Below are 26,562 nucleotides of genomic sequence, written 5' to 3' on the forward strand. Positions count from 1 at the left end.
CGATAGAGAAGCCATGACCACGAATGACGATACGCCTTCAGTCAAGGAAATTCTCGACGAACTCCAGTCCACGGACAATTTGCCGGACACCATTCACGGGACGAAACGAAAAACCGAAAAATACGGTGGCGGCCTGAGAACGGTCCGACTTGAAGTGTGGGAGGATCTTCCGAACAGAACTCGCAACGAACAACTGTCCGTGGAAACCGCCGACGAGTTCGATTTCGACCTTGGCGTCATGCACGACCCGACGCCTGAATTCGAGGGCGTAGATCTCATGATACAGAATCGAGATGGAGTAATAATGTATGACCGTGAAGCGAAAAAGTATCATAGTCTTGACTTCAACCCGGCCGAGGATCAACCTAATCCTAACACGGACGCGACGTTAATTGGGTCCTCTCCCAAATCGAACTTCGACGTGACGTACGATGGGAGAGAGACCGTCGCAGGTCGAGAGACGCACGTCCTGTCGTTTCGACCGACAGCGGACGCGGATTCCCTCTACCGAGGATATGAGTACATAAATATGTGGATAGACGACGAATACTGGTTCCCCATCAAGGAGGAGGCACAGGCCAATATCCAAAAGATGCCGTTGTTGCAGACAGATTCATTCGAAGATATTCCGGACGGGGTGTACTTCCTCAAGAAAACGTTTGAGGAGGTTGAATTTGACATCGAGATCGATCGCTCTCTCTTCGAGTTTACTCCTCCCGAAAACGCAAAAGAGGTTAAGTAGAAAGCGTTTATCGAATAGATTCTGGCAGGCTATCGATGCATTTTGCGCAGGCTTTTAGATCTAAACCCATGCAGTGTTGGGCAATACGTTCACCGCAATGCAGGGGATCGCCATTTCCAATGACAAAAGCACAAGCGCTGAATCGGTAGAGCGACTACGCGCTTTACTTTCTGTATTTCCTCATTGTGAGTCCTAAAACGGTCGTTCGTCGTCGGCCCTATCTCTAGCGAACAATTATGTTATTTGGTGCCGTAGCTCACGGTATGGCCAACAACAACCCCGGCGGCCTCTCTCCCTTCGAGCGACTTCGGTCGCGCTTCGAGGACGAGGACCTCGTCTGTCCGAAGTGCGGGTACGACGACGAGGACGGGAAGTGGCTCGCGGAGACCGGCGGCGACCGGATTCAGTACCGCCACCTCTGTCCCAGCTGCGGCTACGTTCGACGCCGGACGTTCCGACTCGGCGCGGAGTGAGGGTCGGAGACGGAGTGGCGTTGTTCGAAGTCGGCGGTGATTGAGTCGGTGTAGTTGGAAACTGTGTTGTTGTGAAGTAGAACGGACGCGAGGGGCTAGCTTCAGGCTTGAGCAAATCATACCGCAGCCGCACGGCACCGCGCCGCCCCGCAACCGCAGGCCTCACACCTCCCCAACCTCCTCCGTCACTCCCTCCGGTCGTTCAGTCGTCCCTCGCGCGGATGGGCGCGGCACGAGGCCGCGCCCCCGCGCGCCGACCGCTGTAGAAAGTACCGTCTCGCGCCGGGTCGCTCGCCGAGAAAATCTGTCACACCCGACGCCCTTTTAGCCCCTACCGCGAAACACGGGCGTATGCAAGCAGTCACGCTCGGTCCCGAGGGGACCTACTCGCATCGCGCCGCCAGCGCAGTCGCCGACGAGGTGGAGTTCCGCGAGTCAGTCACCGCCATCGTGGAGACCGTCGCGGACGGCGAGTACGACCGCGGCGTCGTCCCCATCGAGAACAGCATCGAGGGGAGTGTCACCGAGACGCTGGACGCGCTGACCGACCGCGAGGTCGCCGCCGTCCGGGAAATCGTCACGCCGATTCGCCACGCGCTGCTCGCCCAGCGCGAGGACTTCTCTGTCGTCGCCAGCCACTCCCAAGCGCTGGCGCAGTGTCGAAGCTACCTTGAAGCCGAGTACCCCGACGCAGACCTCGAAGCGGTCGCCAGTACCGCCCGCGGCGTCGAGTACGCTCGCGAGAACCCCGACGTGGCGGCCATCGGCCATCCGGACAACGCGGGCGGCGACGACGACCTTCGCGTCGTCGCCGAGGGGATTCAGGACCGCAACTCGAACGCGACCCGGTTCTTCGTCATCGCGCCCGCGAGCGAGCGCTCGGAGGCGGGCGGCAAGTCCTCGCTGGTGGTCTACCCGAACGCGAACTACCCCGGACTCCTGCTCGAACTGCTCGAACCGTTCGCCGAGCGCGACATCAACCTGACGCGAGTCGAGTCGCGCCCGAGCGGCGAGCGACTGGGCGACTACGTCTTCCACGTCGATTTCGAGGCGGGTCTCTACGAGGAGCGCGCTGAGGAGGCCATCGGCGACATCGAGGACCTCGCAGAGAACGGGTGGGTCCGGAGACTGGGGTCCTACGACGCTGAACACGTCGTCTACTGACCGACCCTCGACTGAGTGACCGACCCGCTTTTGACCCACTGACTCACTCTCGACCGACCGCCGACGGATTTCCCGGACTGAATTTTTAAGACGAAACACGTCGGAGTTCCAACGGGCGACCGACGCCCGGAGCAACTATGTCAGGACGAAAGAACCCCTTCGAGGACTTAGAAGAGATGATAGACCGCATGAGCCGTCAGTTCGAGGAGTCGATGGGCGGCGGAGCGATGGAGAAACTTGGCGGCGGCGGGGCGTCTATCGACGTGGCCGACCGCGGCGAGGCGTTCGTCGTCACCGCCGACTTACCCGGCTACCGCAAGGAGGACATCGACGTGACGCTCCGGGGCGACCACCTCCAGATTCGCGCCGAGACCGAGCAGGAGACCGAAGAGAGCGACGACGAGGACGGCCAGTACATCCGCAAGGAGCGTAGCCATCGGGCGGTGAACCGCACGGTGACGTTCCCCGAGGACGTTGACGAAGAGAACGTCGCCGCCGAGTACCGCAACGGCGTGTTGACGGTGACGCTTCAGAAACTGGTCGCGGGCGACGAGGACTCTCACAGTATCGACATCGAGTGAGTCCGCGTCCGTGAACGCGAGCGCAAGCGTTTCGAACGACGCCCAGACGCCAGCAAGCGCAAACGCCTTGCCGCTTCGTCGGTAATCTGGGGCCATGACGCTCGAAACAGGTGCGGACGCGCCGACGGTCGAAGCGACGAACCAGCGCGGCGAGACCATCGAACTCGACTTCTCGGAACCGACGGTGCTGTACTTCTATCCCCGCGACGACACACCGGGGTGTACCACCGAGGCCGAGCAGTTCGACGCCGAACTGGAGAGCTACCACGACGCGGGCGTCTCGGTCTTCGGCGTCTCGACCGACGACGCCGAGAGCCACGAGGAGTTCGCCGAGAAGTACGAACTTCGGTTCGACCTGCTGGCCGACCCCGAGACCGGCATCGCCGACGCCTTCGGCGTGGACACCTCCCGCGGCGCGACCGCGCGCACCACCTTCGTCCTCGCAGACGGCGAGGTCAAAGCGGTCTACGAGGGCGTGGACCCCGACGGGCACGCCCGAGAGGTGCTGGGTGATATGCTCGACGACGAACTGGTCGCGCTGGAGTAGCCGACTGCGTCCGACGCCGACCACTGGAAACTGGCGCAAAACAGCGAAGCGTCGCCGACACCGTTTTTCGCCGGGCCGCCGAGCGGTCCGTATGGTCTCGCTCGTCGCCAAGTTGGTCGGCGGCTTCCAGTGGGCGATAACCGCCGCCTACGTCTTTCTGCTCGGGTTTCTGGCTACGGGCTGGTATCTCCGCGCTACTCGGACTCCCGCCTCGCTCGACCTCTCGCGGGCGTTCGCCGCCGTCGCCGTCGCGGCGTTTCTCGGTGGCTACCTCTGGGTCCGGTCGCGGTCGCCCGCGCCCGGCGCTCACGACCGGCGAATCGAGGTGGTCCTCTCGATGCTCGTCCTCGGATTCGTTCTCCCATTCGGCGTGCCGCCCGCCCTCGACCTGCTCGGCGTCGAACTCGGCGCTCCGCTCGCCGGGTTTGGGGTGGCCTACGCGCTGACGCTCGCGCTCTCGTACGGTGTGGTGTACGGTCTCGGCATCCGGCTCTTCCTCGGGCCGACCGCGCCCGAGCGCCGCGGAACCGACAGTGACGACGCGAACTCAGAGCAGTGACGCGATTTCGGTGGCCGTCTCGTCAGTCCGCGCGCGCCACCCTTCGGGTCGCTCCCCGCCGCGCTTCGGCGGGTCGATGGGGAGTTCGAGCGGATGGAACACGACGCGCTCGACGGACTCGGCGGCGGTCTCGCCCACGAACTCGGCGACCTCGCGTTTCGAGGACACGCCGCCCGAAGCGAGGTCGTAGTACCCTGTAAAAAGTTGGCAGACGACTACCTCGTCGTACTCAGAGAAGTCGCCCTCATCGGCGTAGTAGAACAGTTTCGCGGTGTTGTTCGCGGGGTCGGCTCTGCGCCACTCCAGTTCGACCGCGACGAGTCGGTCGTCGTTTGTGCCCACCACGTCCACCGGAGTCCGTCGGACGCGGTACTCGGTCTGCCAGTCGAGATTCGGCCGTCGCTCTCCGAGAGCGTCCCGGAGTCGGTCGCGCACTGCCTCGGCGAACTTGCCCACGAGCTGGCCCGACTCGCTGGCGGTACTTCGACGTTTCGAGACCGGGACAGTTTCGCCGATTCGATAGGTCCGACACGGGATGAGTCGCCGACCTGTCGCTCGCCGACCGCTCGCCGGGAGCGCGCCACTCGCGGACGTGTCATTGTTCGCGGCGCGGGCGCGAGAGCGTTACCGGAGAAGCCACAAACATAATGAAAAATAGTTAAGTTCTGGTTCGGTGTAGCCTCACACATGGCTTCAGAGACCATCAAGCACGGCGTAAACACCGAAGAGTACGGCGCGTTCGTCGAGAACATGGCCGAGAACCCCGAGGACGCGATGCTCGGACTCGGCGCGAGAGGTATCGCGGAAGGCCGGGCGATGCACACGTTGGCGAAACTCGACGCGTACAGTTTCGGCGGTGAGGAAATACGGCGCGAGACCCGCGAGTACACGTTCCCGCTCGGCGCGCACAAGGAGGTAGAGGACGAGGCGGGGTTCGTGGACCCCGCCGACCGGCCGGAACCCGTGGAAGTCGCGCTGGCCGGACTCACCGGGTGCATCAACGCCACTGTCGGCATCGTGGCGATGGAGAACGACATTGACCTCGACGGCCTCGAAACCACGGTCGGACTCGACCTCGACCCGCGGGTCCTCTTCGGCGTCCACGGCGTCGAGCGGTCCGACGAGACGTACGACGACTTCACCATCGACATCGAGGTCAGCGGTCCGAATCTCACCGACGAGGACGCGGAACTGCTTCGGGAGGGCGCGCGGCGCTCGCCGGTGTTGAACCTCATGTCGCAGGCCCACGAGGCGTCGCCCGAAGTGCGCGTTCGGGACGCGCCGACGACGTAGTTCGATTCGCGTCCATTTTTCCGCAGTTCACCCTCCGTATGCTACTAAGTGTCGCAACTCACCGCTCATCGCCGACCGCCCGGAAAAAGTAATCCGCGTCGATTCGACTGGACGACGGTCAGTCGTCGGCCGGGGACCGCGCGCCCTCTGACCCCGAGGTCGGCGCGTCCGACCGGGTACTGATAGGCTCAGCGCCACATCCCACGCAGGCGTAGCTTCCTTCGACCGTCTCGACGACGGGCGCGTTGCACTCGATACATTTCAAGCGCGCGTCCCGTGCCGTTCGCGGATAGCGTCCCATGTGTACTCGGTCGTCGCTACACGGGGTCGAGTGATAAGAGAGGTGGCCGTTTCCGAGCGTTCGCTCGAACAACGCCGGGTTTCTCGCCCGGAACGCGCGTGGCCCGCGCCGAGCGTTCCGGAAACGAACGATTGGGTCGCGGTCAGCCGACGCTACTCTCGTTCGAGCGACAGCGAGGCCAACAGCGCCTCCAACTGGACGCGCTCGTTCGCGCCCTCGGTGATGCGGTAATCGACCTCGCCGACTCGGTCCATCAGTCTGACCGTCTCCTCGTCGCTCAGGTCGAACTCCCAGACCGAGCGGTGGAGTTGGTCGATAACGTCGCCGCCCGCCATCCCCTTGTTCGTCAGGAGGTCGTCGAGCGTCGAGCGCGCCGTGCCGAAATTCCCCTCGATGGCGTCCGTGACCATCTCCTCGATTTCCTCGGGACGCGCCGTGCTGGTGATGGTGAACACGGCCTCTTCGTCCACGACTTCGCCCATCACGGCCGCGGCCTGAAGCGCGTTGATGGCCTTTCGCATGTCGCCGTCGGCGGCGTAGACCAGCGCTTCCACGCCCTCCTCGGTGGTCTCGATGTCCTCTTGCTCGGCGACCTTCAGAATCTGCTCGGTGACGCCCTCCTCGGAGATAGGTCCGAACCGAAACGTCGCGCACCGCGACTGAATCGGGTCGATGATTTTCGAGGAGTAGTTACACGAGAGGATGAACCGGGTGTTGTTCGAGAACTGCTCCATCGTCCGGCGCAAGGCCGACTGAGCGTCAGAAGTGAGCGAGTCGGCCTCGTCCAGAAAGATGATGCGGTAGTTGTGGCCGCCGAACGACGACCGCGCGAAGTTCTTGATGCGGTCCCGGACCACGTCGATGCCGCGCTGGTCGGAGGCGTTGAGTTCGAGGAAGTTGCTCTCCCAGTCGTCGCCGTACAGTTCCTTGGCGATGGCGACGGCGGAAGTGGTCTTCCCGACGCCTGCAGGCCCTGAGAAAAGCAAATTCGGCAGGTCGTCGCGCTCGACGTACCTGCTCAGGCGCTCGGTGATGTCCTCGTGGCCCGCCACCTCGTCCAACCGCTGAGGTCGGTACTTCTCGATCCAGATCTGGTCGCGCCCGGCGTCGGCCGCCTCGTCCGGTGCGTTCGCTCCGTCGGACTCGGCGGGGTCCTCGGTCTCGGCCGTCGCTTTCTCTTCGGCGACCGCCTCGGTCTCGGCCACCTCGTCCGATTCGGCCGCCTCGTCGGCGTCGCTCTCGGCCTCGCTCATGCAAGAGACGAGGTGCTTGCCGGTCTTAAACTCCCCGAGGTTCGGCGCGGTCGGGACCCGAGAGTCTTTGAGGGAAACCGCGATTCTCTCCCGAGTTCTCATCCGTAAGACCGGCTTAACTATCGGTTTTGACGATAACCGGGAAAGGACTATTTTGCGTCCCGCCGACAGGTTCTCCATGAACAAGCGATTCGCAGTTCTCCTCGCGCTACTGGTCGCCCTCGCCGCGGTGCCCGCTCCGGTCGCGGCCGACGAGACCCGGAGCGGCGGCACCGTCGTCGTCGAGGAGGGCGAGACCGTCAGCGACGACTTGAACGCGTTCGGTGGGACGGTCATCATCCGGGGTACCGTCGAGGGCGACGTGACGGCGTTCGCTGGCAACGTGTTCGTGAACGGTGAGGTGACCGGCGACCTCGAAGCCTTCGCGGGGAACGTCCGCGTCAACGGAACCGTCACCGGCGACGCCAGCGTCGCGGGCGGGAACGTCGCGCTCGAAGAGGGCGGTCGAATCGGCGGCGAGTTGGAGGCCGCTGGCGGCAACGTCGCGGTTGACGGCGAAATAGGCCGGAGCGCGCGCGTCGGCGCGGGGTCCATCACGCTCGGGCCGACCGCAGTCGTCGGCGGCGATTTCCTCTACGACGGCGACGTAGACCGGGCAGAGGGTGCCCGAATCGACGGGGCGGTCCGCGAAGAACCCGACCTCGGTCTCGACGTGGGCGTCACCGGCCCGCTGGTTCCGAATTGGGTCGGCGCGGTGTACGGGTTCCTCGTCAACTTCGCGCTCGGCGCGGTCGCTCTGCTGGTCTTCCCGCGGTTCTCCGCGGGCGTCACCGACCGGGCGGTCTCGGACCCGTTCCGGTCGGCCGGGGTCGGACTCCTGCTGTTCGTCGAGGGTCCGATACTAATCGCGCTCCTGTTCGTCTCGCTCGTCGGGATTCCGCTCGGCCTGCTCGGGATACTGCTCTACGGCATCGTGCTGTGGGTCGGCTACGTCTACGGCGCGTTCGCGCTCGGCAGTTGGCTGGCCGGACTCGCCGACGACGCCAGCAAGTGGGTCGCGCTCGTGGTCGGTCTCGTGGTGGTCTCGCTGGTCGGGTTCGTGCCGATTCTCGGCGGTCTGGCCCAGTTCGTCGTTCTCCTGCTCGGTCTCGGCGCGCTCGCGTTCGGGGGCCGGAAGCGGTACGGCGGGCGTGGTGAGACCGAATCGACGATGTAACGCGCCAGAGGTTCGGGGTTGGGTTCTCTCGCCGATCAATTCTCGCCCACTCCATAGCCCGACACGCTTACGACGCGCGCCCCGGAAAGTAACGCCATGAACGTGACCGTCGAGGTCGTCGGCGAGGGGAGCCACGACTTCGAAGTCGAGGACGCGACCTACGCCGACCTGCTGGCCGAGGTGGGTCTCAGCCCCCACGAGGTGTCGGTGATGGTGGACGGCCGCCCGGTCCCGGAAGACCAACCGGTCGAGGCGGACCACGTCAAAGTGCTTCGGCTCATCAAGGGGGGAAGCGGAGACTCCGAGGCGTCGGCGCGGACGCACGACGACCTCGGCGTCTCGGAACTCGACTTCGAGTTGCCCAACGCTGGCGCGGGTCCCGACCCGCTCGCGCTCTCGGCGTTCGCGGCCGACAACGACGCGATAGTCCTTCTCTTTCAACGGGACTACCACTGCCGGAACTGTCGCCAGCAGGTGCGGGACGTGGCCGACCGCTACGGCGAGTTCCGCGAGCGCGACGCCGCCGTGGTCTCGGTCCTGCCCGAATCAGCGGCGCGCGCCCGGAAGTGGCAGACGAACGTCCACCTCCCGTTCCCGCTGGTCGCCGACGAGGAGAAGGCGGTCGCCGAGCAGTACGGCCAGCCCACCCGATTCGGCAAGTTGGGCGGTCTCCACGACCTCGTGGGCCGGATGCCGGAGGTGGCGATTCTCGACGCGCGCGGCGACGACCTGCGACTCTTCGGCGTCCACCGCGGCGACAAGCCCGCCGACCGGCCCTCGGTAGACGACGTGCTGGCGATGCTCGATCGGATGCTCGCCGACGAGGAATGAGCGGGAGCCATGGTGTGGACTGCCCGGAGGGTATCGCGGTCCGTGAAGCTACCGCGAGCGACCGCCTCGGCGTCCGGCGCGTCCTCGACGCCGCGATGCTCGAAGTCCGCGACGACCTCGACCAGCGAATCGACGGCGGGGACGTGCTGGTGGCCAACGAGGAGCGCGACGCCGACAGCGCCGCGGACGAAACGCCGATTCTGGGCGCGCTGGTTCTGGTCTCGGAAGGCGAAACTTCCCGAGACGCCGCGAATAGCGATGCCGCGCACATCGACGCCGTGGCGGTCCGACGCGCGCGCCGCGGGCGGGGCGTCGGGACCGCGCTGCTCCGCGCTGCGGCCCAGCGCCACGACCGACTGACCGCCGAGTTTAACCCCGGCGTCCGACCGTTCTACGAGTCGCTCGACTTCCATATTTTGCCCGTTGAGGGCGACACCGACCGACTTCGCGGGCGTTACGACGCGGACGGAGAGTGACGCGAGCGGTCGGATTTTCGCGTGCCCGCGAACGAACTTCAACAGACCCAACTCCCTCGCCGCCGCTCTCACGGGTATGGACGAGCAACGCCGCCGACGGGTCGCCGTAATCTGGGTCGCGTTCGCCGCCGCGATGGCCTACGTCACGCTCTTGGACGGGTTCACCGCCGACGCCGGGGACCTGCTCGGAGCGCTCGCGGTGCTGTTGGGTCTCGGACTCGCCTACGTCTACTACGCGAACCCCAACGGGATGTTGGACTTTGGGGAAGGCGAGTAGAGGTCCCGGACTCAGTAGGAAATTTTATCTAACGAGACTAATTTACGGTACATATCTGTGAGTGACGACGAAGAACAGTTGACGGCGGATGATTCGCTGTACGCCTTACGGTTGAGCCATCGGAAACTCAACGAGACTCTCGCTGACCAAGTGAGTGAAGCAGAACACATTGATAAGAAGGCTATGTCGTTGCTCCGTGCGTCTTTCACGTTCTCTGGAGTTGCTGCCGCAATCGCGTACTACATCTCTCGCCAACATGACCCCGCTACCGTTGGCAGTATTGATAACCCACTCACGTATGCTGGGATTTTGTTCGGCGTGCTGAGTATTTTCACGGCGTTCGCCACCGTCTATCACACGAAACTCGAAACGGAAATTGGCGTTTCGGACCTCAACAAACAGGCAACGTTCGGACGAAAAGAGATGCTCGCTACGTTCGCTCAGACGTATCCGAACTACATCGATAGAAACGATAAGAGATTAAACAAAGACAAAGCACTTCTCTCTATTTCGCAGGCACTATTGGCGTTTGCAGCGGTATCCGTAACTGTTAGCGGAATCACTTACGTTAGCAACCGTACTTTCGAGTTCTACAGCATCATTGTAACGACGTTTGTCGTCGGCTGTATCGCTGGCGTCGCGCTCTCGCTGTCGGTCGTTCTTCTCAAGTATTGATTCTCCTTCCATCACTAACGGTCGTGTAAACGTAGTTTGCTCTACAAAACCCGAACGTATATCTGGGTCGGCTTTCAATATGTATGTATGTCCGAAGCCGAACGACACCGCGAAAAAGTGAAAGAGTCTGAAGGTCGAGTCCGGACGAACCGTCCTGACTGGTCCGCTCTGTTCGCGCGCGTTTTCGACCGATAGTCTCTATTCTTTCCGTTCGGCCTCGATATCGACTGTTCCGTCTTCCTGCGTCTTTCGGTTCTTGATGCCGTCGATTGGGACCGCCTTGAACGAAAACTATCCGCTTGCACGGACCGCTACACTAACGGTTCGACCAACTCGCGCCCGGCGTCCAACAGCGCCTCCACGCGCGCCTCGCTCGCGGCCTCCGCGTAGACGCGCATCTTCGGTTCCGTCCCGCTCGGGCGCACGAGCAACCACGACCCGTCTTCGAGCAGAATCTTGAAGCCGTCGGTGTCGTTGACTCGCTCGACGCGCTCGCCCGCTACTTCCTCGGGGAGTTCGGCTTCGAGGGCCGCGAGTACGTCCTGCTTGCGCTCGTCCGGGCAGTCCACGCTGACCTTCGACTGGTGAATCTCGCCGAACTCCGCCAGTAGGTCGTCCACGCGCTCGTCGTAAGAGCGGTCGCTCTCGACCGCTCCGGCGAGGAGCGCCATCAGGACCCCGTCTTTCTCACGGACGTGGCCCCGAATCGAGAATCCGCCGGACTCCTCGCCGCCGATGAGCGCGTCAGACTCCTTCATCGCCTCGGCGACCCACTTGTAGCCCACCGCGGTCTCCACGACTTCTTCGCCGTGGGCCTCGGCCACGCGGTCCACGAGGAACGTGGTCGAGACGGTTCGGACCGCGGGTCCGGATTCCCCGTCGGACTCGCTTCGCTCGCCCGACGAGACCCCACTCGTGTCGCTCGCGTGACCGCCTTCGAGCAGGTAGTCGTAGGTCGCCGCGAAAAAGAGGTTCTCGTCCAGAAAGCCCCTGTCGGGCGTCACGACGGCGATTCGGTCCGAATCGCCGTCGTTGGCGATGCCGAGGTCGGCGTCTTTCTCGCGGACCTCCTCGACCAGTCCTTGCAGATTCTCGGCGCTCGGTTCCGGGTTCGTGCCGCCGAATTCGGCGTCTTGCTCGCAGCGCCGCCGGTGGACCGTCGCCCCGGCGCGTTCGAGCAGTTCGTCGGTGAACCCGCGGCCCGACCCGTGCATCGCGTCGTAGACCACGGTCAGGCCGTCGAGGTCCGCCTCCTCGTCGGGACCGACGCCCACCACGTCGAAGGCGTGGTCGGCGTATGGTTCCAGCAGGTCCTCCTCGCGGACGCTCCCCTGCTCGTCGTCGGGGAGCGTGCGCGGCTCGGCGATGCGGGCCATGATTTCGTCCGTCACTTCGGGCAGGGCGGGCGCGGCGTCGTGGGGGAAGAACTTCACGCCGTTGTAGTTCGGCGGGTTGTGGCTGGCCGAGACGACCAGCGCGCCCGCCAACTCCCGGTCCGCGACGGTCCACACGGCGAGGGGCGTCGGGCAGTCCCGCGGCGGAATTAGCGCGTCGAAGCCGTTGGCCGCCAGCACACGGCATAGCTCTTCGGCGAACCCGCGCGAGGTGTCGCGGGCGTCGTAGCCGACCGCGACCGTTCCGCCGTCGCGTTCCTCGACCTCGCGGAGGTAGTCGGCGACCGCCTGCCCGACCATCCGGACGCGCGGTGCGGTGAACTCGTCGAGCGTCGCTCGCCAGCCGTCGGTTCCGAACGAAATCGGCGTCTCCATACCCAACACGTCGCTACCCCCGCCGAAAAAACCACCGCGTGGCTCCGTCCCATCCCGACCACACGGCTCCGTTTCACCCCGACGGAGTGGCTCGCTTGCGCCTCGACAACTTCCTGCCGACATTTCCGAATCGTTACAGAAATCCGGTTCCGGAAACTGTTTTCCCACTCAGCCCCGTAGAATCGGTCAATATGAACGGAACTCCTGTCGTCGTCGCGCTGTCGGGAAGCATGCGCAACGGAAGCTACACCCGGACCGCGCTGAGCCACGCGCTCGACGCGGCGGCCGAGCGCGGTGCCGAGACCGAACTGCTGGACGTGCGCGAGTACGACCTCCCCGTTTTCGACCCCGACGACGACGAACCCGAGGCCGCGACCGAACTCAAGCGCAAGATTCGGGAGGCAGATACGGTTCTGTGGGGAAGTCCCGTCTATCACGGGTCGTACTCCGCGGCGTTCCGGAACGTCCACGACTACTGCGGGTTCGACGAGTACGAGAACACCACGGTCGGCCTGCTGGCGTCGGCCGGGGGCGGGTCGTTCGCTAGCACGCTCGACCACATGCGCGTGACTGCCCGCGGCGTCCACGCGTGGGTCCTGCCCCATCAGGTCGGTATCCGGAGCGCCCGAGACAAGATCGAGGACGGCGAAATCACCGACGCCGATATCGCCGAGCGCGTCCGGAAATTCGGCGAGCAGGCCGTCGAGTACGCCTTCATCCACCCGGACGTGACCGCGCCCGACGCCGGTGTGGACGAGATAGGTGACACAGACGAGGAGGCCGAGGGCACGCAGGCCGAGGCCGACGCCGACGACTGAATCGCCGTGTCCCGAATCGTTCTCCTGACCGGAGCCACGAGCGGCATCGGCCGGGTTGCCGCCCGAAAGCTCGCCGAGCAGGGCCTGACGGTCCTCTTCACCGGCCGAGACCGCGAGGCCGGACGCGAAGTCCGCTCCGAGGTTCGGCGCGCCCATCCCGAGAGCGACGGCGAGTTCTACCGGGTCGATTTCGCGGATTTCGACGCGGTCCGGGAACTGGCCCGCGAGGTCCGGGCCGACTACGACCGCCTCGACGCGCTGGTGAACAACGCCGGAACCTCTCGGAGCGAGCGCCGGACGACCGAGGACGGCGTCGAGTTTACCTTCGCGGTCAACCACCTCGCGCCGTTCCTGCTCACGAACCTGCTTGCGCCGCGCCTCCGCGACAGCGCACCCGCGCGAGTCGTCACCATGACCAGCGCGCTCCACGAGAACGGGTCGTTGGCCGACCTCGAATCGGTCGTCCGCGGCGAGAACTTCGATGGACTCGACGCCTACGCCGACTCGAAACTGGCGAACATCCTGTTCACCCGCGAGTTGGCCGCCCGACTCGACGGCACGGGGGTCACAGCTAACTGTGTACATCCGGGGTGGATTCCTCACACTGACCTCGTGCGGAACGCGACCGGGTTCTCGAAACTGTTCACGAGCGCGGCCGCCCTCGTCGCTAGCGTCGCACCCATCGGTCCCTTCGAGAGTGTCGAGGGGGCCGCCGACGCGCTGGTTTACCTCGCCACGAGCGACGCGGCGGCCAACGTATCGGGCGCGTACTTCGACCGGAGAGAGCGGTCGTCGGCCGCGTCTGTGGCCGACGACCCGGAACTCAGGCGACGACTCTGGGAGCGGAGCGCGAAACTGGTCGGTCTTCCGGCGTCGGTACCCGAGGGCGACCCGATGGCGTGACTACAGGTCCTCTCCGTCTCTTTCGACCAACCGCTCTTTCTGCCGACGGGACAACTGCTTGATTTCGTACTCGCGGGACATCGCCCCCGATTTCGACTCGAAGCGCTCGCTGTGGACTAACTCGACCGGGGTTCGCCCGCGGGTGTACTTCGCGCCCTCGCCGCGGTCGTGTTCGCGGACGCGACGCTCCACGTCGGTGGTGTATCCCGTGTAAAAACTGCCGTCAGCGCATTCGATGACGTAGACCCAGTGGTGGACCGGCACGCCTTACAGGCTTCGCGTGGTGGTTCTTATCCGTTTGGTTCCCGCCCGTTCGGCGGGCTATGCTTTTGCCTCTCTGGCGCGTTGGCGCGCAACTTCTGCGATTCCGGCGTTCGCCGAACACGAGACGCACGCTCGGACTTCACCGTCCTCGTCGGCGAACACTCGGACGAACTGTTCGGAGATGTGCGCGCCACAGTGGTCACACTTTGGCATTGGGTTTCATCTGGCAGGGTCACTACCAGCACTTACTCCTTCGCACCCCACTATCAAAAATCCTTCCCAAGCGCGAATCTCTTTTTAGGAAATACAAAGAACGTTTCCGGTGTTCGGGTTTCAATTTCGAGCGCGTAACTGAAATACTCAGATTGTACTAACGTGTTGCCTCGAAGTACGGTTCGGCGGACCGAGATTATCGGGCGTCGGTTTCGTCGCCGCCGACCGCGCCACCGCTGTCAACCGCTCTGGCTATGAGTCCGGCCTGCGCGCCCGCGACGAATCCGGCGTCGATGTTGACGACCGACAGGACCGAACAGGACTGGAGCATCCCGGAGAGCGCGGCCTCGCCCTCGCCGCCGTAGCCGTATCCGGTTGAGACCGGCAGGCCGATGACGGGCGTATCGACCAGTCCCGCGACCACGGTCGGGAGCGCGCCCTCGCGGCCCGCGGCGACGACCAGCACGTCGGCGTCTCGGAGTCGGTCGAGCTGGTCCACGATGCGGGTCAGCGCCGCAACGCCGACATCCTCGATTCGCTCGACGGTCGCGCCCATCTCCTCGGCGAGGACCGCGGCCTCGCCCGCAGGAATCGCGTCGCTCGTGCCCGCGGTGACGACGCCGACGGTCGCCGCCAGTTCCGGCGGGTCGAAGTCGGCGGCGTGGGCGACTACCACGTCGGACCGCTCGTGGACCGTCACCTCGGCCGCAGGATGCTCGTCGGCGAGTCGCTGTCGAATCGCACGTCGCTGGTCGCGGTTGGTCCGGGTCACGATGGCCCGTCCGGTGGTCTCGACCGCCGTCGCGGCGAGCGACGCGGTCTCTTCGGGCGTCTTGCCGTCGCCCAGAATCGCCTCGGGGACGCCTCGTCGGGTCTCTCGGGCGGCGTCGAACCGACCCGCCTCACCGGTCGCGTAGCCTGCGAGTTGCGCCTCGGCGTCGGCCGGACTCACTTCGCCCGCTGCAACTGCGTCGAGTAGTTCGCGCATGTCCGACTCTGGGCACTCTACGTACTCCTATCCTCCGACCCCGGCGAGCGGGAGCCACACAACTCACTAGTATTTATTCTTTTTGGCTTTCTTGATAGATGACCGGGAATTGAACGACAGAGCGCCGCTCGCCCGCAGATTTGAGAAGCTTTATTAGGGGCGGCAGGAAAGAAAAACGCGTATGGCAGACCTCATCGTCAAAGCAGCTGTCAAGGACGCACTGGACGACAAGAACGTGGCGTCGGACTTCTACGACGCCCTCGACGACCGCGTCGAAGAGCTTCTCGACGAGGCCGCCCGCCGCGCCGAAGCCAACGACCGAAAGACCGTCCAGCCGCGCGACCTTTAAATAGGGATTCCGTTACGTTTCTTTTATCGCGCCCGATACTCCGTAGCCCTCGGCTCGTCTCTCGTCCGGATGGAACGACGCCGAAAAACGCCGCTCAGAACGTTTCTACGTCCACGCCGTCCTCGCGGCCGACGTGAACCTCGTCGGCCATCCCAACAAACAGGCCGTGTTCGACCGCGCCGGGGAGTTGCGAGAGGTCTGCCGCGAGTTTGGCCGGAGCCTCGATTTTCCCGAACTCACAGTCCACCACGAGATTTCCGTTGTCGGTCACGACCGGGCCGTCCTTGCGCTCGGCGCTCCGAAGCGTCGGCGACCCGCCGAGTGCCCGTACTTTCTCGGCCACCGTCGTTCTGGCGTCCGGAAGGACCTCGACGGGGACCGGGTGATCGAGTCGCTTGGCGGCCTTGCTCGGGTCGGCGACCACCAGCAGGCGGTCGGCGGCCGCGTCCACGATTTTCTCGCGGGCGTGGGCCGCGCCGCCGCCCTTCACGAGATGCGGCCCGGAGAACTGATCGGCACCGTCGATGGCGAGGTCCACGGTATCGGCCTCGTCGAGCGTCGTGAGCGGCACTCCGGTCTCCTTCGCCAACTCCCGCGACTGGAACGAGGTCGGGATTCCGCGCACGTCGAGACCGCTATCGACCTTCCGGCCGATAGCCCGAATCGCGTGGGCCGCGGTCGAACCCGTACCGAGACCGACGACCGCACCGTCTTCGACCGCCTCGGCCGCGCTCTCGCCCGCCGCGCGCTTCTGTGCGTCGCTTCCGCCGGTCGATTTCATGCTTGCACGTCGGTCGCCGCGGGTGAAAAGTCTGGTCGAAGTCGGACGAGAGCGTCGCCAAGGAGCGACGCTCTCGCCGTCGAAGAGCGGAATGGTTCGGTCGCCGTGGACAACGGAATGGTTCGGTCGCCGTGGACAACGGAATGGTTCGGTCGCCGTGGACAACGGAATGGTTCGGTCGCCGCCGGACAACGGAACCTTTCGCGCCCCAACGGGCGCTACTGTTTTGACAACGTCGCGCGTACTAGGCATGACAATGGCTGCCAGCGACTCGGACGCCGATTCCGACGCAGAGGCAGGAGACGGTGGTGGAGATGGAAACCGAGATGTCGGAGGGGACGCGGACGGAGACGGCCGGGGAGATTCGGAGCGACGACGCGAGTCGCGGGAGGCGGCGGTGGAACTCCGCGGCGTGCGCAAGACCTACTTCCTCGGCGAACCGGTCCACGCCCTTGACGGAGTGGACATCTCGATTCCGCGAGGGTCGTACACCTCGGTCATGGGACCGAGCGGGTCGGGCAAGAGTACCCTGCTCAACCTCATCGGCTGTCTCGACACGCCCAGCGAGGGCGAGGTGTGGGTCAACGGGCGCGAGACTTCTGACCTCTCTCAGCGCGAGCGCACGCAGGTCCGCGGCGAGGAGGTCGGATTCGTCTTCCAGACGTTCAACCTGATGCCGAAACTCACCGCCGCGGAGAACGTCGCGCTCCCGCTGGTCTTTCAGGGCGTCTCGAAGCGCGAGCGCATCGGCCGGGCCGAGGAGTTGCTCGACGACGTGGGTCTCGGCGACCGCGCGGACCACCGCCCCAACGAACTCTCGGGCGGCCAGCGCCAGCGCGTCGCCATCGCCCGCGCGCTGGCGGCCGACCCCGCCATCATCCTCGCCGACGAACCGACCGGAAATCTCGATCAGGAGACGGGCAAGCAGATAATGGGCCTGTTCCAGCGCCTCCACGACGAGGGCAACACCGTCCTGATGGTGACTCACGAGCGACCCATCGCCGAACACTCCGAGCGCGTGATTCACGTTCTCGACGGCACCGTCGAACGCATCGAGGAGATAGAGTCGCCCCGGCGCGTCGAGAGCGAACTCGCCTAATGGAGTTGATACAGAGTCTCCGCCTGAGTTGGCGGGCCATCAGGAGTCACAAACTCCGCTCGACGCTGACGATGCTGGGTGTCATCATTGGCGTCGCCGCGGTCATCACCTTCGTCACGCTCGGCACCAGTCTGCGCGCCGACGTTCTCGGACAGGTCGGGGCCGACCAAACCCCGAACGTCTACGTCTGGGCCGGACCCGAAGGCCAAGAGGGCGGGCCGGGCGCTGGCGCGCAACCCGTCTTCACGAGCGGCGACGTGGACGCGCTCGGAAACGTCTCGGGGGTCGAATCGGTGATTCCGAGGGGCGTGGTACCCACCGCGGCGCTCTCGGCGGGCGGCGAGACGGTCGCCCAGCGACAGGTAATCGCCACGTCGCCGAGCTATTTCGACGGCGGCGGGGTCGCGCAAGGACGGAGCTTCCGCGAGGGGTCGCGCGAGGTCGTCCTGAACGAGCAGGCCGCCGACCTCTTCGACCCCTCGGTCGGCGTCGGTCAGAACGTCACGCTGCGACTCGCTTCGGGCGACTCCATCGAGGCGGAGGTCGTCGGCCTACTCAACGGTTCGTCGGGCGGCGGAGCCTTCGAGGGGTTGGGCGGCTCTCAACCGCTCGTGTTCGTGCCGACCGACCCGTTCTATCGGACGACCATCGAGAGTCCCACGACCGGCGAGAGCCAGCGGGTCTACCCCACGCTCACGGTCGTCGCCGAGGACTTCGCGGCGGTCCCCGAGGCGAAGGCAGGCGTGCAGGCGTACTTGGACGACGACTCGGCCGCGGCCCAACTCGTCCCCGGCAACTACGCCTTCTCCGTCGAGACCGACCAAGACCTCGTGGACCAACTCGAAGAGTTGCTCACGACGCTCACGAACTTCGTGACGGGCATCGCGGTCATCTCGCTCGTCGTCGGCTCAATCGGCATCGCCAACATCATGCTCGTGTCGGTCACCGAGCGCACCAAGGAAATCGGCATCATGAAATCGGTTGGCGCGCAGAACCGCGATATCCTCCAACTGTTCCTGCTGGAGGCGGTCCTGCTCGGTCTCTCCGGCGCGCTTCTCGGCATCCCGACCGGCGTCGTCGGGGCCTACGCCGCCGCGGAATACATCGGCCTGCGCCTCGTCCTGCCCTACGAGTGGTTCGCCATCGCGGTCGCGGTCGGAGTGGGGGTCGGCGTCGTCGCGGGTCTCTACCCGGCGTGGAGCGCCGCGAAGACCGACCCCATCGACGCGCTCCGCTACGAGTGACCGGTGGCTCCCTTCGACTGGAGGACGCTCCCGGCCGAGAAAACGGACGTTTCACGCTCCGTTACGACCGTTCTAACGATTTCCCTAACGACAAATCTATTACTGTAACAAGTTGTTATCGACGGAACACACCCGACCGACTTTCCGGCGAGTCGGCGGCGTTGGCGGCCGAGTGTTCCGAAGTATCGAGGCGGAAAACCCGGCTTATCTCCGTGAACGGTTCGAACGGTATCTCCGATTTATTCCAATGTCCGGAGTAGCACTGCGGCGTGAGAAGCATGAAACGGCGTCAGTTCGGCGCGATGCTCGCAACCGCAACGTTCTCGCTCGGCGGCGTATCGAGCGCGGCGGCGGACGCATCCGCACAGGAGACCGACCCGTTGGAGATCGAAGACGTGTCGATGGAACTCGGAGAGGCGACTGTGTCGGTTGGCCGCGCGACGTTCCGATACCGAGACGGCGCGATGCGGTTGCAGTTGGACGACTGGTCCGTCGAGAGCGACAACGCGTCGCTTTCGGTGGGTCGCAAGCGCGTCAACGTGAGCGATGTCACCCCCGAGACCTACGCCGCGGTTCGAGCGGCGATGGTCGAGACCTACGAGGGACAGTCGCTGTCGCCGTTGCTCTCCGCACTCGTGGAGTCCGACCTCGACCCGGACAGCCACCTGCAGGTGTCTCTGAGTTCGGTCGAGAGCGACGGCCGACTTCTCGCCGACGAGGTCGTTGCCACCGGCACGGTCGGCAGCGTCGTCCCCGACGGCACCCGCGATTTCCTCTCCGGGGGCGCGTCGCTGTCGGCGCTCGCGTCACTCGGTGCCGCGGAGTGGAGCGAACTCCGCATCGAGCGCGGCGACGCCACGCTCGTCGCCGACGGCGTGACGATGGAACTCGACGGCACGACGTTCGCCATCGCCTCGCCCGGCGGGACCGCCGAGGTCTCGGGGCGGTCGTTCGAGTTCAGCGAGATGACGCTGGACATCCTGCCGCCCGAGACCCTCCCCGCCCCGCACGTCGAGTTCGCCTCACAGGTTCGCCAGCTTGGTTCTGAGGGGTCTCTGACGCTCTCGGCAGTCAAGTCGGCCGCCGCCGACTCCGGTGTCACGGTCGCCAACACGCTCGACGCGCTCGGGAGCGCCCGCTTCGAACTCTCCTTGGCCGAGGTCACGGCGGACGGCGAGGCGGTCGTCTCCGACTTCCGGACCAGCGGGACGCTCGCCGACCTGTCCCAGATGTTGCGCGACCAGACCAGCATGGACGACGACGAGGAAGACGACGCGGAAGGTGGAGAACTGCCCTACGAGGTCATCGTCTCCACCACCGGCACCGCTGGGCGGATGAACTACGTTATCGAGGTGACCGGCGACCTCGAAAAACTCGAACCGGACGAGGACAGCGGTGCGGCGGTGGACCTCGTAGAGGAAGTAGACGGCCGAGTTCGGGTCAACGGCACCGTCGGGTCCGGCGACGACCGATTCGCCTTCTCCGGAGAACTCATGGAAACCGACGTGCCGGACGGGGTTCAGGTCGAAGTCATCGAGCGATAGGTCGGTCGCGGGCCATTCGCGTCTTTTCTTCGTGATTGCGCTACGGATTTCCGTTTAACCAGTCGATACAATCCTGTGTGAACCCGACGAAGTAATTTTGGTGAAAGTCGGCGACGTATTGGAGGGGTTTCGCCATCTCCTTCGCGTTTCTGTACTGAACGAAGCTTTTCGGGTAGTTGACTGTCCCGCCCTCGAACTTCTGTCTATTGAAAGTCACTTCCCAGAACTCGAACCCATTCGTTGTCTCGACTGGTCGGAAGTCGAGCGACCGGTAGTCCCCGTGTTGCATGCTGTGACGAAGGCCGCGAAGAAACGCGAGTTTCTCGACGTAATCTGTTGCCGGGGATTCTCCTTTTCGAGGTGAGAAGTCACGCTTCTCGATTGCCGCTCCCGATGTCTTGTTGTTTACTAGCTCTCGAATCTGCTCGTTGAACGAATACAGGGAGGCGAGGTAGTTGTGTACGTGTTGAAAGAGCGTTCGTGCGATAGATTGTGGTTGTTGAGAATCGTGAATTACTATCCACGCATCGTTCTCTATCTCGCCGTCTACGAACGCTTTGAGGTCCGCAAAGTTCTCCAAAACGATGGTGCGGGACATCTCGAACCGGGCAGACTCGTCTTTCGTTACTGGCGTCTTCTCGGTCGGCCCGCCGGTTTCCTCCCCAAGTAGCGATTCCACTGCGTTCACGACGAAGACGACTACCGAGAGCCTCAACGTAAACTTTCTGGAATGTAGTCTAGATAGTCACTCCGTTTCCGGTGTGATCTCGGCGAAGTACGCGGCCGCCTCGTCCCCGGACTCGACAACTTCAACGTCTACGCCTGCCGCCTCGGCGAGTTCTTCCGCGGATCTCACTTCAGGCATGGTCTCTGTGAAAACGTATCGGCTGAATCACCTAAAAGTTCGGGTCCGCAACCGGTCTCTAACTCCCTTCCAGTCGATTCAACACGGCTTCGGGTTCGTAACGCAGGGAGAGTTGCCGCGAGCGTCCGCGGCCCTCGACGTTGGTGTAGGTCGCGTCGATGATGTCGAGTTGGTCGAGTTTGTTGATTATCTCCGAGTAGCGCGTGTAGCCGAGACCGGTCTGGTCGTGGAAGGCGTCGTACACGTCGCCAGCGCGCTCGCCGTCGTGTTCCGCGACGACTTCGAGTAGTTCCGTCTCGCTTTCGGAAAGCGCCTGTAGACTGTGGCTCAGGTGGACGTACTTCGACTTCTCGTAGGCTTCTTCCACGTCTTCGAGGTTGACGGTCCGACTCGCGCGCATCTCGGCGTTCAGGCCCGCGCGCCGGAGCAGGTCGATGCCGACTCGGAGGTCGCCGCTCTCGGCGGTGAGTTCGGCCACTTCGTCCAGCACCTCGGTGGAGACGACGCCCTCGTGGAACCCTCGCTCGACGCGCTCCCGAAGGATATCCACGATTTCCTCGTTGTCGTAGACCGGGAAGTACACTTCCTCGGGCCGGAAGACGCTCTGGACGCGCCCGTCCAAGTCCTCGATAACGTCTAAGTTCAGGTCCGAGGAGACCACGACGACGCCGATTTTCGCGCCGCTGTGGGCCTCGTGAGCGCGCAACAGCGAGTAGAGGGTGTCGGAGGCCTCGTCCTCGTAGAAGAGGTAGTTCACGTCGTCCAGCGCGACCACCAGCACCTCGTCTTCTTCGACCAGTTTCTCGGTAATCTGGCGGAAGAGCTTCTTGAACGAGATGCCCGACGACGGCGGCTCGTACTCGAAGATGCCCTCAAAGACGCGCGAGAACACCGAGTAGCGCGTCGAATCGACCTGACAGTTCACGCGGACGGTCCGCACGTCGGTCTGGACCCCGAGTTCGCCGAACACTTTCTGGACCGCGGTGGTCTTGCCGGTGCCGGGCGGGCCGCGGGCGATAACGTTGAGGGGTCGGGACCCACGCGCGGCGGGGCGGAGCGCGTATTTCAGGTTCCGCATCTCGCTTTTGCGGTGGGCGAACGTCTCGGGAACGTAGTCGATCTCGAAGACGTGTTCGTCCCGGAACACGGACTCGCCCCACGAGAGCATCCCCTCCTCGGGGTCGTCAGCCATCACTTTCACCTCGCTTTCCCAGCTACTTAACCTTTCGGCAGACGAGAATAATACGTCTGAGAGCGGTTCAGGGCGTCGATTTACCCGTTTCCGGAGAGACGGCGTTCGTCGCGCGTTACCGTCGGCTTTCTCGCTTTCTCTTTGGCCCTTCGTTTCCAGTGGAAATTAGAACTTCTCCAGCAACTTGTCGTAGAACTCCCCGTCGGAGTCCCCCGCCAGTTTCTCCACGATGAGTTCCGGCGTCGAGCGCGCCAGATGATTCTTCACCGGCGAGCGGTTCACCACCAACTCGCCGTCCTCCAACCCCTTCGCCTCGATGCCGTCCACGGGCACGTCGTAGTCGGCCATCTCCCGAATCTCGGCGGCGAGATGCGAGACGAACACGCCAGTCACATCCCGGCCGCGCAACTCTTCGAGGATTCCGGCGATAATCTTGGCGCTCGCGCCGGGTTCGGTGATGCTCTCCAGTTCGTCCACCAGCACCAGTCGGTCCGCGCCGTCCGACTCGCTCCCGCCGTTCGGCAAGGTCCTGCCCGACTGCTCGCCGCCCGTCGCTAGCCCCGCGAACTCTCGGAGCGTGGACTCGAAGGCCCCGGCGTCGAGGGTGCCCTGCGTCTTGGCATGGTAATGGAGTTCGCCGAATCGCTCGATGCGGACGCGCTCGGCGGGCACCGGCAGGCCCATGTGGGCCAAAATTGCGACGAGCGCGACCAGATCGAGCGTCGAGGTCTTCCCACCGCTGTTGACACCCGAGAGGAGCGCGACGCCCGACACGTCGTAGTTCACCGGCTCAACCGCCTCGAAGGACACGTCCAGCAGGGGCGAGCGCCCGCCCTCGATGGTGAACCCCCCGTCGCCGAACTCCGGCATCGTGCAGTCGAAGTCCTCGGCGAATCGGGCGACGGCCAACTCCACGTCCAACTCCAGCGCGGTCCTGACCAACTGCTCGGCGTCCTCGCGGCGGTCCGCGAGGTCCGCGGCGAGTTCGCGCTTCCGCCCGGCGGCCCGGCGGTCCTTCGCGGCCTGCAAGTCGTCGCGGAGGCGCGAGACTACCTCCTCGTCGCGTTCGACCGGGAAGGTCGGTTCCTCGGGGAACGCCCGGCGCGCGACCTCGGCCTCGCCCGAGTTCAAGTCCAACGAGTCGATTAGCTCCTCGCGGGCCTGCTCGACTGCTGCGGCGTGTTCGTCGCTCAACTCCCGCGAGAGCAGGGAATCGACACCCGCGCCCTGCTCGACCAGCGAGAGCAGGTCCGACCCCTCGACGGTCACGTCCTGCTCCTCGATGGTCTCCCGGAGCGCGTCGTTGGCGACGCTCTCGGCGGTCGAGACCGTGGCATCGAGGTCATCGACGGCCCGCGAGAGGCGGTTTAATTCGTCGTCGCCGACCACGGTCCCCTCCGAATCGACGCGGGCCAGCGTCTCTTCCAAGATATCCACGTCCAGCGGCGGGTCGATGCCCGCGGCCCGGTGGACCCGCGCGGCGGCCTGCAAGCACTCGCGGTTTGCCGCGTAGAAGGCCAGCACGCGCTCGGGGACGACCTCTGCGGGGCGCTCCAAGGCGTCGGGTTCGACGCGCACATCGCCCTCGACGGCCACGCCCGCGAACTCCTCGTCGAGCGCGACCACCGTCGAGTAGCCCCGCGCGAGGTCCGCGAGGTCGCGGGCGTCCTCCACGACTTCGACGCTCAACTCCGGAATCGCCTCCTTGGCCTCGGTGTAGCGTTCGGCGTCGGTCGTCGCCAGACAGCGGTCGCGGACCGACACGTCCCGCGGCGCGGAGAGCGGTTCCACGTCCGCGAGCGCGTCCAGCACCTCCGGGTCGGGCGTTCGCTCCAACGCCGACGCGGCGAACGCTCGGGTCTCCTCGATGCGCGACTCGACGCCGCTCGGGTAGAGCGTTTCGAGGCGCTTCTCGCCGTAGCTCGTCACGGTCCGGTCTTTGAGCAGGCCGAGCGCGTCCCGGTATATCTCCTTCGCGCGGTCGGTCGCCAGAAAGTCACCGGGGTCGTCGTGGCGCTTCCGGACGGCACCGCGAGCGATGGCCGCGGCCCGGCCCTCGGTGATGCCCGGCGCGCTGGCGAGTTCGGCCACGTCGCCGTCCGCCAGCGCGCGCTCGGGGTCGTCCAACTCCGAGAGCGCCGCCGCGGTCTTGGACCCGACGCCCGGTATCGCCTCCAACTCCATTCGGGCGAGAATACTGACGCCTCGGTTAAAAACGTTCGTGGGCCGGTTCGCGGCCGCCGACCGAACGCCGTCCGCGATTGTGCGAAAGTCAGTCGCGGAGTCCCCACGGCAGGTCGCCGCCGTGGGTCTCGATGTACGCCTTGGCGTCGTCGATGCCGGTCAGTCGAACGTTGTCCCGACTTCCGCCGTAGCCTTCGAGCGGCGCTTCCGGGTCCCGAATCATCTCGCGCACGAGGTCTTCCGCTCGGCCTTGGTCGCTTGTCGCACACCAGTTTTTCACCGTCTCTACCTGTTTCTTGTGTCCGCCGACGACCCGTTTTCGGACCATCTTTTTCACTATCTTGGTCCGGAGTTGCCCGTCGCTCGTCATACGTGAGAAAATGAAATAGCTATTACTTATATCTGTCCTATTTATTCAACACCTCCGAAGGTAGCTATCTCCGATAGAGATACTTTTAATCGGCATATTCAAGTGTGTAGCTCCAGACATAGCGTAACATGAGTACTCCACAGGCAGACGAGACCTCTTCCCAGTCCGCCACGGAAGCCGACGCCGAGAACACAGTCCTCACGGACGTTCTCGGCCCGCACGCGAAAGTGAAAATCCTCGTCGCGCTGTTGGGTGAAAACGACCGCGACCTCAACCCCACCGACATCGCCCGACACGCGGGCATCGACCGAAGCACGTTCTACGAACACATCGACGACCTCGTGGCCTACGACGTGGTCGAGGAGACCCGAACCGTCGGCAACAGCCAGATGTACCAGATCAACCGCGACAACCCCGCCGCCGAGGACCTCGCGCAGTTGGAGTGGGACCTGCTGGACTGCATCCCCGAGGAGTAGATACCGCTCACACCGGTCGCCGCGTTCAACGCACTTTTTGCTGGCAGTCACCAACCTCCGGGATATGGCTACTATCGAGGAGAAGGCGGAGGCGGTCCGGGAGGACCTCGCCGAGCGCGAGGGCGTGCTAGTCGCGTTCTCCGGTGGGGTGGACTCGTCGGTCGTCGCGGCGCTGGCCCGCGACGCGCTCGGCGACGACGCGGTGGCCTGCACCGCCAAGAGCGAGACCCTGCCGGAGGCGGAACTCGACGACGCCAAGCGCGTCGCCGACGAAATCGGCATCCGCCACGAACTCGCGGAGTTCTCGGAGTTGGACGACCCCGACTTCGTGGCCAACGACGGCGACCGGTGTTACCACTGCCGGACGATGCGCCTCGGCAAGATGTTCGAGACTGCCGAGGAACTCGACATCCCGGTGGTCTGCGACGGGACGAACGCCAGCGACGCCGACGGCGGCCACCGCCCCGGTCTACAGGCCGTCGATGAGTTGGACGCCTACTCGCCGCTGTTGGCTCACGACATCGACAAGGAGGAGGTCCGGGAACTGGCCGACGCCTACGACCTCTCGGTCGCCGACAAGCCATCGATGGCGTGTCTCTCGTCGCGGATTCCCACCGGTCTCGAAGTCACCGAGGCGAAACTCTCGCGGGTCGAGCAGGCCGAGACTCTGCTCCGCCAGTGGGGCTTTTCGCAGTTCCGGGTCCGGGACCACGACGGTCTCGCCCGCATCGAGGTCGGCCGCGACGAACTGGAGACCGCGCTGAACGAGGACTTCGTGGCTGCCGCCCGCGACCATCTGGCCGACCTCGGTTTCGACCATGTGACTCTCGACCTTCACGGCTATCAGACCGGGAGCGTCAGCCCCGAGGACGACGAAGAGCGCGCAGAGGACGCCGCCGAGACGACCGCGACGGACGACGAACCGCTGGTCGAAGACGTGTTCGCGTCGGAGTATCCGACCGCGGAGTAGCGACTCGACGGTCGTCACTTGCCAGTCGAGTTCGAGAAAACGGCATGGGCGTTCGCACCTAAGGGTGGCAGTTTGCTGGCACGCGAACTGCGGTATGTAGCTGCTGGCACGCGAGCTATGTGGCAGGCGCGAACGCTACCGTACC

Annotated in this window: 32 protein-coding genes and 1 pseudogene; 21 read left to right on the top strand and 12 right to left on the bottom strand. The window is 64.6% G+C overall.

Going from position 1 to position 26,562, the window contains the following annotated elements; translation table 11 throughout:
• Window positions 1–13 precede the first annotated feature (13 nt).
• The 6 genes from EP007_RS07295 (at window position 14) to EP007_RS07320 (ending at window position 4,066) form a co-directional block, all read left to right on the top strand.
• The gene (locus EP007_RS07295) at window positions 14–742 is read left to right on the top strand and encodes a LolA family protein (RefSeq protein WP_128477024.1); all 729 of its coding nucleotides are present in this window, start codon (window positions 14–16) and stop codon (window positions 740–742) included.
• Between the two features lie 263 nt (window positions 743–1,005).
• Window positions 1,006–1,215: an HVO_0649 family zinc finger protein gene (locus tag EP007_RS07300; RefSeq protein WP_128477025.1), complete on the top strand. Its 210-nt coding sequence runs from the start codon at window positions 1,006–1,008 to the stop codon at window positions 1,213–1,215.
• Window positions 1,216–1,566: 351 nt separating this feature from the next.
• Entirely contained in the window at window positions 1,567–2,379 is an 813-nt protein-coding gene (gene pheA / locus EP007_RS07305) for a prephenate dehydratase (RefSeq protein WP_128477026.1), read from the top strand.
• A gap of 137 nt (window positions 2,380–2,516) precedes the next feature.
• Window positions 2,517–2,960 (top strand): Hsp20/alpha crystallin family protein, encoded by a 444-nt coding sequence (locus EP007_RS07310; RefSeq protein ID WP_128477027.1) that lies wholly within the window; start codon window positions 2,517–2,519, stop codon window positions 2,958–2,960.
• 94 nt (window positions 2,961–3,054) lie between these two features.
• Window positions 3,055–3,507, top strand: a complete 453-nt coding sequence (locus EP007_RS07315; RefSeq protein WP_128477028.1) for a peroxiredoxin — start codon at window positions 3,055–3,057, stop codon at window positions 3,505–3,507.
• 91 nt (window positions 3,508–3,598) lie between these two features.
• Complete coding sequence (locus tag EP007_RS07320) at window positions 3,599–4,066, top strand: hypothetical protein (RefSeq protein ID WP_128477029.1); 468 nt, start codon at window positions 3,599–3,601, stop codon at window positions 4,064–4,066.
• Here the strand turns inward: EP007_RS07320 and EP007_RS07325 are convergent.
• Window positions 4,055–4,522 carry a hypothetical protein gene (locus tag EP007_RS07325; protein ID WP_128477030.1) on the bottom strand — a complete coding sequence of 156 codons (468 nt, stop codon included), beginning with the start codon at window positions 4,520–4,522 and terminating at the stop codon, window positions 4,055–4,057. The two genes, EP007_RS07320 and EP007_RS07325, sit on opposite strands and share 12 nt — an antisense overlap.
• A gap of 231 nt (window positions 4,523–4,753) precedes the next feature.
• Here EP007_RS07325 and EP007_RS07330 point away from each other — a divergent pair, with 231 nt between their 5' ends.
• The gene (locus EP007_RS07330; protein ID WP_128477031.1) at window positions 4,754–5,359 is read left to right on the top strand and encodes an OsmC family protein; all 606 of its coding nucleotides are present in this window, start codon (window positions 4,754–4,756) and stop codon (window positions 5,357–5,359) included.
• A gap of 118 nt (window positions 5,360–5,477) precedes the next feature.
• Here EP007_RS07330 and EP007_RS07335 read toward each other — a convergent pair whose 3' ends face one another.
• On the bottom strand, window positions 5,478–5,660 hold the full coding sequence (locus tag EP007_RS07335; protein ID WP_128477032.1) for a hypothetical protein: 183 nt from the start codon (window positions 5,658–5,660) through the stop codon (window positions 5,478–5,480).
• Window positions 5,661–5,812: 152 nt separating this feature from the next.
• The gene (locus EP007_RS07340) at window positions 5,813–6,913 is read right to left on the bottom strand and encodes a replication factor C small subunit (protein WP_128477033.1); all 1,101 of its coding nucleotides are present in this window, start codon (window positions 6,911–6,913) and stop codon (window positions 5,813–5,815) included.
• A 178-nt stretch (window positions 6,914–7,091) separates the two neighbouring features.
• On the opposite strand from EP007_RS07340, the gene EP007_RS07345 reads away from it, so the two are divergent.
• The 6 genes and pseudogenes from EP007_RS07345 (at window position 7,092) to EP007_RS07365 (ending at window position 10,388) form a co-directional block, all read left to right on the top strand.
• On the top strand, window positions 7,092–8,129 hold the full coding sequence (locus EP007_RS07345) for a bactofilin family protein (RefSeq protein ID WP_166035472.1): 1,038 nt from the start codon (window positions 7,092–7,094) through the stop codon (window positions 8,127–8,129).
• A 96-nt stretch (window positions 8,130–8,225) separates the two neighbouring features.
• Window positions 8,226–8,420: pseudogene (gene samp2, locus EP007_RS17905) on the top strand (ubiquitin-like small modifier protein SAMP2); the annotation flags it as partial.
• Window positions 8,397–8,960 (top strand): peroxiredoxin family protein, encoded by a 564-nt coding sequence (locus EP007_RS07350; RefSeq protein ID WP_243700479.1) that lies wholly within the window; start codon window positions 8,397–8,399, stop codon window positions 8,958–8,960. The pseudogene samp2 and the gene EP007_RS07350, both read left to right, overlap by 24 nt.
• Window positions 8,957–9,436 (top strand): GNAT family N-acetyltransferase, encoded by a 480-nt coding sequence (locus tag EP007_RS07355; protein ID WP_128477035.1) that lies wholly within the window; start codon window positions 8,957–8,959, stop codon window positions 9,434–9,436. Before EP007_RS07350 ends, EP007_RS07355 begins: the two co-directional genes overlap by 4 nt.
• Before the next feature lie 76 nt (window positions 9,437–9,512).
• Window positions 9,513–9,713: a hypothetical protein gene (locus EP007_RS07360; protein ID WP_128477036.1), complete on the top strand. Its 201-nt coding sequence runs from the start codon at window positions 9,513–9,515 to the stop codon at window positions 9,711–9,713.
• Between the two features lie 57 nt (window positions 9,714–9,770).
• Window positions 9,771–10,388, top strand: a complete 618-nt coding sequence (locus EP007_RS07365) for a hypothetical protein (protein ID WP_128477037.1) — start codon at window positions 9,771–9,773, stop codon at window positions 10,386–10,388.
• A gap of 311 nt (window positions 10,389–10,699) precedes the next feature.
• On the opposite strand, the gene EP007_RS07370 is transcribed toward EP007_RS07365, so the two are convergent.
• Window positions 10,700–12,157 (bottom strand): phosphoglucomutase/phosphomannomutase family protein, encoded by a 1,458-nt coding sequence (locus EP007_RS07370; RefSeq protein WP_128477038.1) that lies wholly within the window; start codon window positions 12,155–12,157, stop codon window positions 10,700–10,702.
• Between the two features lie 191 nt (window positions 12,158–12,348).
• Between EP007_RS07370 and EP007_RS07375 the strand changes: the two genes are divergently transcribed.
• Together EP007_RS07375 and EP007_RS07380 are read left to right on the top strand one after the other, a co-directional pair.
• On the top strand, window positions 12,349–12,975 hold the full coding sequence (locus EP007_RS07375; RefSeq protein ID WP_128477039.1) for an NADPH-dependent FMN reductase: 627 nt from the start codon (window positions 12,349–12,351) through the stop codon (window positions 12,973–12,975).
• Window positions 12,976–12,981: 6 nt separating this feature from the next.
• Window positions 12,982–13,878, top strand: a complete 897-nt coding sequence (locus EP007_RS07380) for an SDR family oxidoreductase (protein WP_243700463.1) — start codon at window positions 12,982–12,984, stop codon at window positions 13,876–13,878.
• Here the strand turns inward: EP007_RS07380 and EP007_RS07385 are convergent, their stop codons facing one another.
• The 3 genes from EP007_RS07385 to larB all read right to left on the bottom strand — a co-directional run bounded on the left by EP007_RS07385 (window position 13,879) and on the right by larB (window position 15,343).
• Complete coding sequence (locus EP007_RS07385) at window positions 13,879–14,142, bottom strand: GIY-YIG nuclease family protein (RefSeq protein WP_128477041.1); 264 nt, start codon at window positions 14,140–14,142, stop codon at window positions 13,879–13,881. It lies immediately after the preceding gene.
• Window positions 14,143–14,199: 57 nt separating this feature from the next.
• Complete coding sequence (locus EP007_RS17365; RefSeq protein ID WP_166035474.1) at window positions 14,200–14,355, bottom strand: DUF7563 family protein; 156 nt, start codon at window positions 14,353–14,355, stop codon at window positions 14,200–14,202.
• 196 nt (window positions 14,356–14,551) lie between these two features.
• Window positions 14,552–15,343: a nickel pincer cofactor biosynthesis protein LarB gene (gene larB, locus EP007_RS07390; protein WP_128477042.1), complete on the bottom strand. Its 792-nt coding sequence runs from the start codon at window positions 15,341–15,343 to the stop codon at window positions 14,552–14,554.
• Window positions 15,344–15,524: 181 nt separating this feature from the next.
• On the opposite strand from larB, the gene EP007_RS07395 reads away from it, so the two are divergent.
• Window positions 15,525–15,692: a DUF1931 family protein gene (locus EP007_RS07395; protein ID WP_128477043.1), complete on the top strand. Its 168-nt coding sequence runs from the start codon at window positions 15,525–15,527 to the stop codon at window positions 15,690–15,692.
• 94 nt (window positions 15,693–15,786) lie between these two features.
• Here the strand turns inward: EP007_RS07395 and rpiA are convergent, their stop codons facing one another.
• Entirely contained in the window at window positions 15,787–16,473 is a 687-nt protein-coding gene (gene rpiA / locus EP007_RS07400; RefSeq protein ID WP_128477044.1) for a ribose-5-phosphate isomerase RpiA, read from the bottom strand.
• Window positions 16,474–16,729: 256 nt separating this feature from the next.
• On the opposite strand from rpiA, the gene EP007_RS07405 reads away from it, so the two are divergent.
• The 3 genes from EP007_RS07405 (at window position 16,730) to EP007_RS07415 (ending at window position 20,360) form a co-directional block, all read left to right on the top strand.
• Entirely contained in the window at window positions 16,730–17,572 is an 843-nt protein-coding gene (locus tag EP007_RS07405) for an ABC transporter ATP-binding protein (RefSeq protein ID WP_128477045.1), read from the top strand.
• Window positions 17,572–18,816, top strand: coding sequence for an ABC transporter permease (locus EP007_RS07410; RefSeq protein WP_128477046.1), 1,245 nt, complete (start codon window positions 17,572–17,574; stop codon window positions 18,814–18,816). The genes EP007_RS07405 and EP007_RS07410 overlap by 1 nt, the downstream gene beginning before the upstream one ends.
• A gap of 278 nt (window positions 18,817–19,094) precedes the next feature.
• On the top strand, window positions 19,095–20,360 hold the full coding sequence (locus EP007_RS07415; protein WP_128477047.1) for a hypothetical protein: 1,266 nt from the start codon (window positions 19,095–19,097) through the stop codon (window positions 20,358–20,360).
• Between the two features lie 40 nt (window positions 20,361–20,400).
• Here EP007_RS07415 and EP007_RS07420 read toward each other — a convergent pair whose 3' ends face one another.
• The 4 genes from EP007_RS07420 to EP007_RS07435 form a co-directional block, all read right to left on the bottom strand.
• Complete coding sequence (locus EP007_RS07420; RefSeq protein WP_128477048.1) at window positions 20,401–21,048, bottom strand: hypothetical protein; 648 nt, start codon at window positions 21,046–21,048, stop codon at window positions 20,401–20,403.
• A gap of 235 nt (window positions 21,049–21,283) precedes the next feature.
• On the bottom strand, window positions 21,284–22,417 hold the full coding sequence (locus EP007_RS07425; protein WP_128477049.1) for an ORC1-type DNA replication protein: 1,134 nt from the start codon (window positions 22,415–22,417) through the stop codon (window positions 21,284–21,286).
• Window positions 22,418–22,582: 165 nt separating this feature from the next.
• The gene (locus EP007_RS07430; RefSeq protein ID WP_128477050.1) at window positions 22,583–24,601 is read right to left on the bottom strand and encodes a helix-hairpin-helix domain-containing protein; all 2,019 of its coding nucleotides are present in this window, start codon (window positions 24,599–24,601) and stop codon (window positions 22,583–22,585) included.
• 88 nt (window positions 24,602–24,689) lie between these two features.
• The gene (locus EP007_RS07435; protein WP_128477051.1) at window positions 24,690–24,971 is read right to left on the bottom strand and encodes a hypothetical protein; all 282 of its coding nucleotides are present in this window, start codon (window positions 24,969–24,971) and stop codon (window positions 24,690–24,692) included.
• A gap of 128 nt (window positions 24,972–25,099) precedes the next feature.
• Between EP007_RS07435 and EP007_RS07440 the strand changes: the two genes are divergently transcribed.
• Both EP007_RS07440 and larE read left to right on the top strand, forming a co-directional pair.
• A complete protein-coding gene (locus tag EP007_RS07440; RefSeq protein WP_128477052.1) occupies window positions 25,100–25,447 on the top strand; it encodes a winged helix-turn-helix domain-containing protein in 348 nt (115 codons plus the stop codon).
• Between the two features lie 64 nt (window positions 25,448–25,511).
• The gene (gene larE, locus EP007_RS07445; protein ID WP_128477053.1) at window positions 25,512–26,417 is read left to right on the top strand and encodes an ATP-dependent sacrificial sulfur transferase LarE; all 906 of its coding nucleotides are present in this window, start codon (window positions 25,512–25,514) and stop codon (window positions 26,415–26,417) included.
• The last annotated feature ends 145 nt before the right edge of the window (window positions 26,418–26,562 follow it).

Origin of the sequence: Halorussus pelagicus, from assembly GCF_004087835.1 — an archaeon.
In the GTDB taxonomy this organism is placed as follows: Archaea; Halobacteriota; Halobacteria; order Halobacteriales; family Haladaptataceae; genus Halorussus; species Halorussus pelagicus.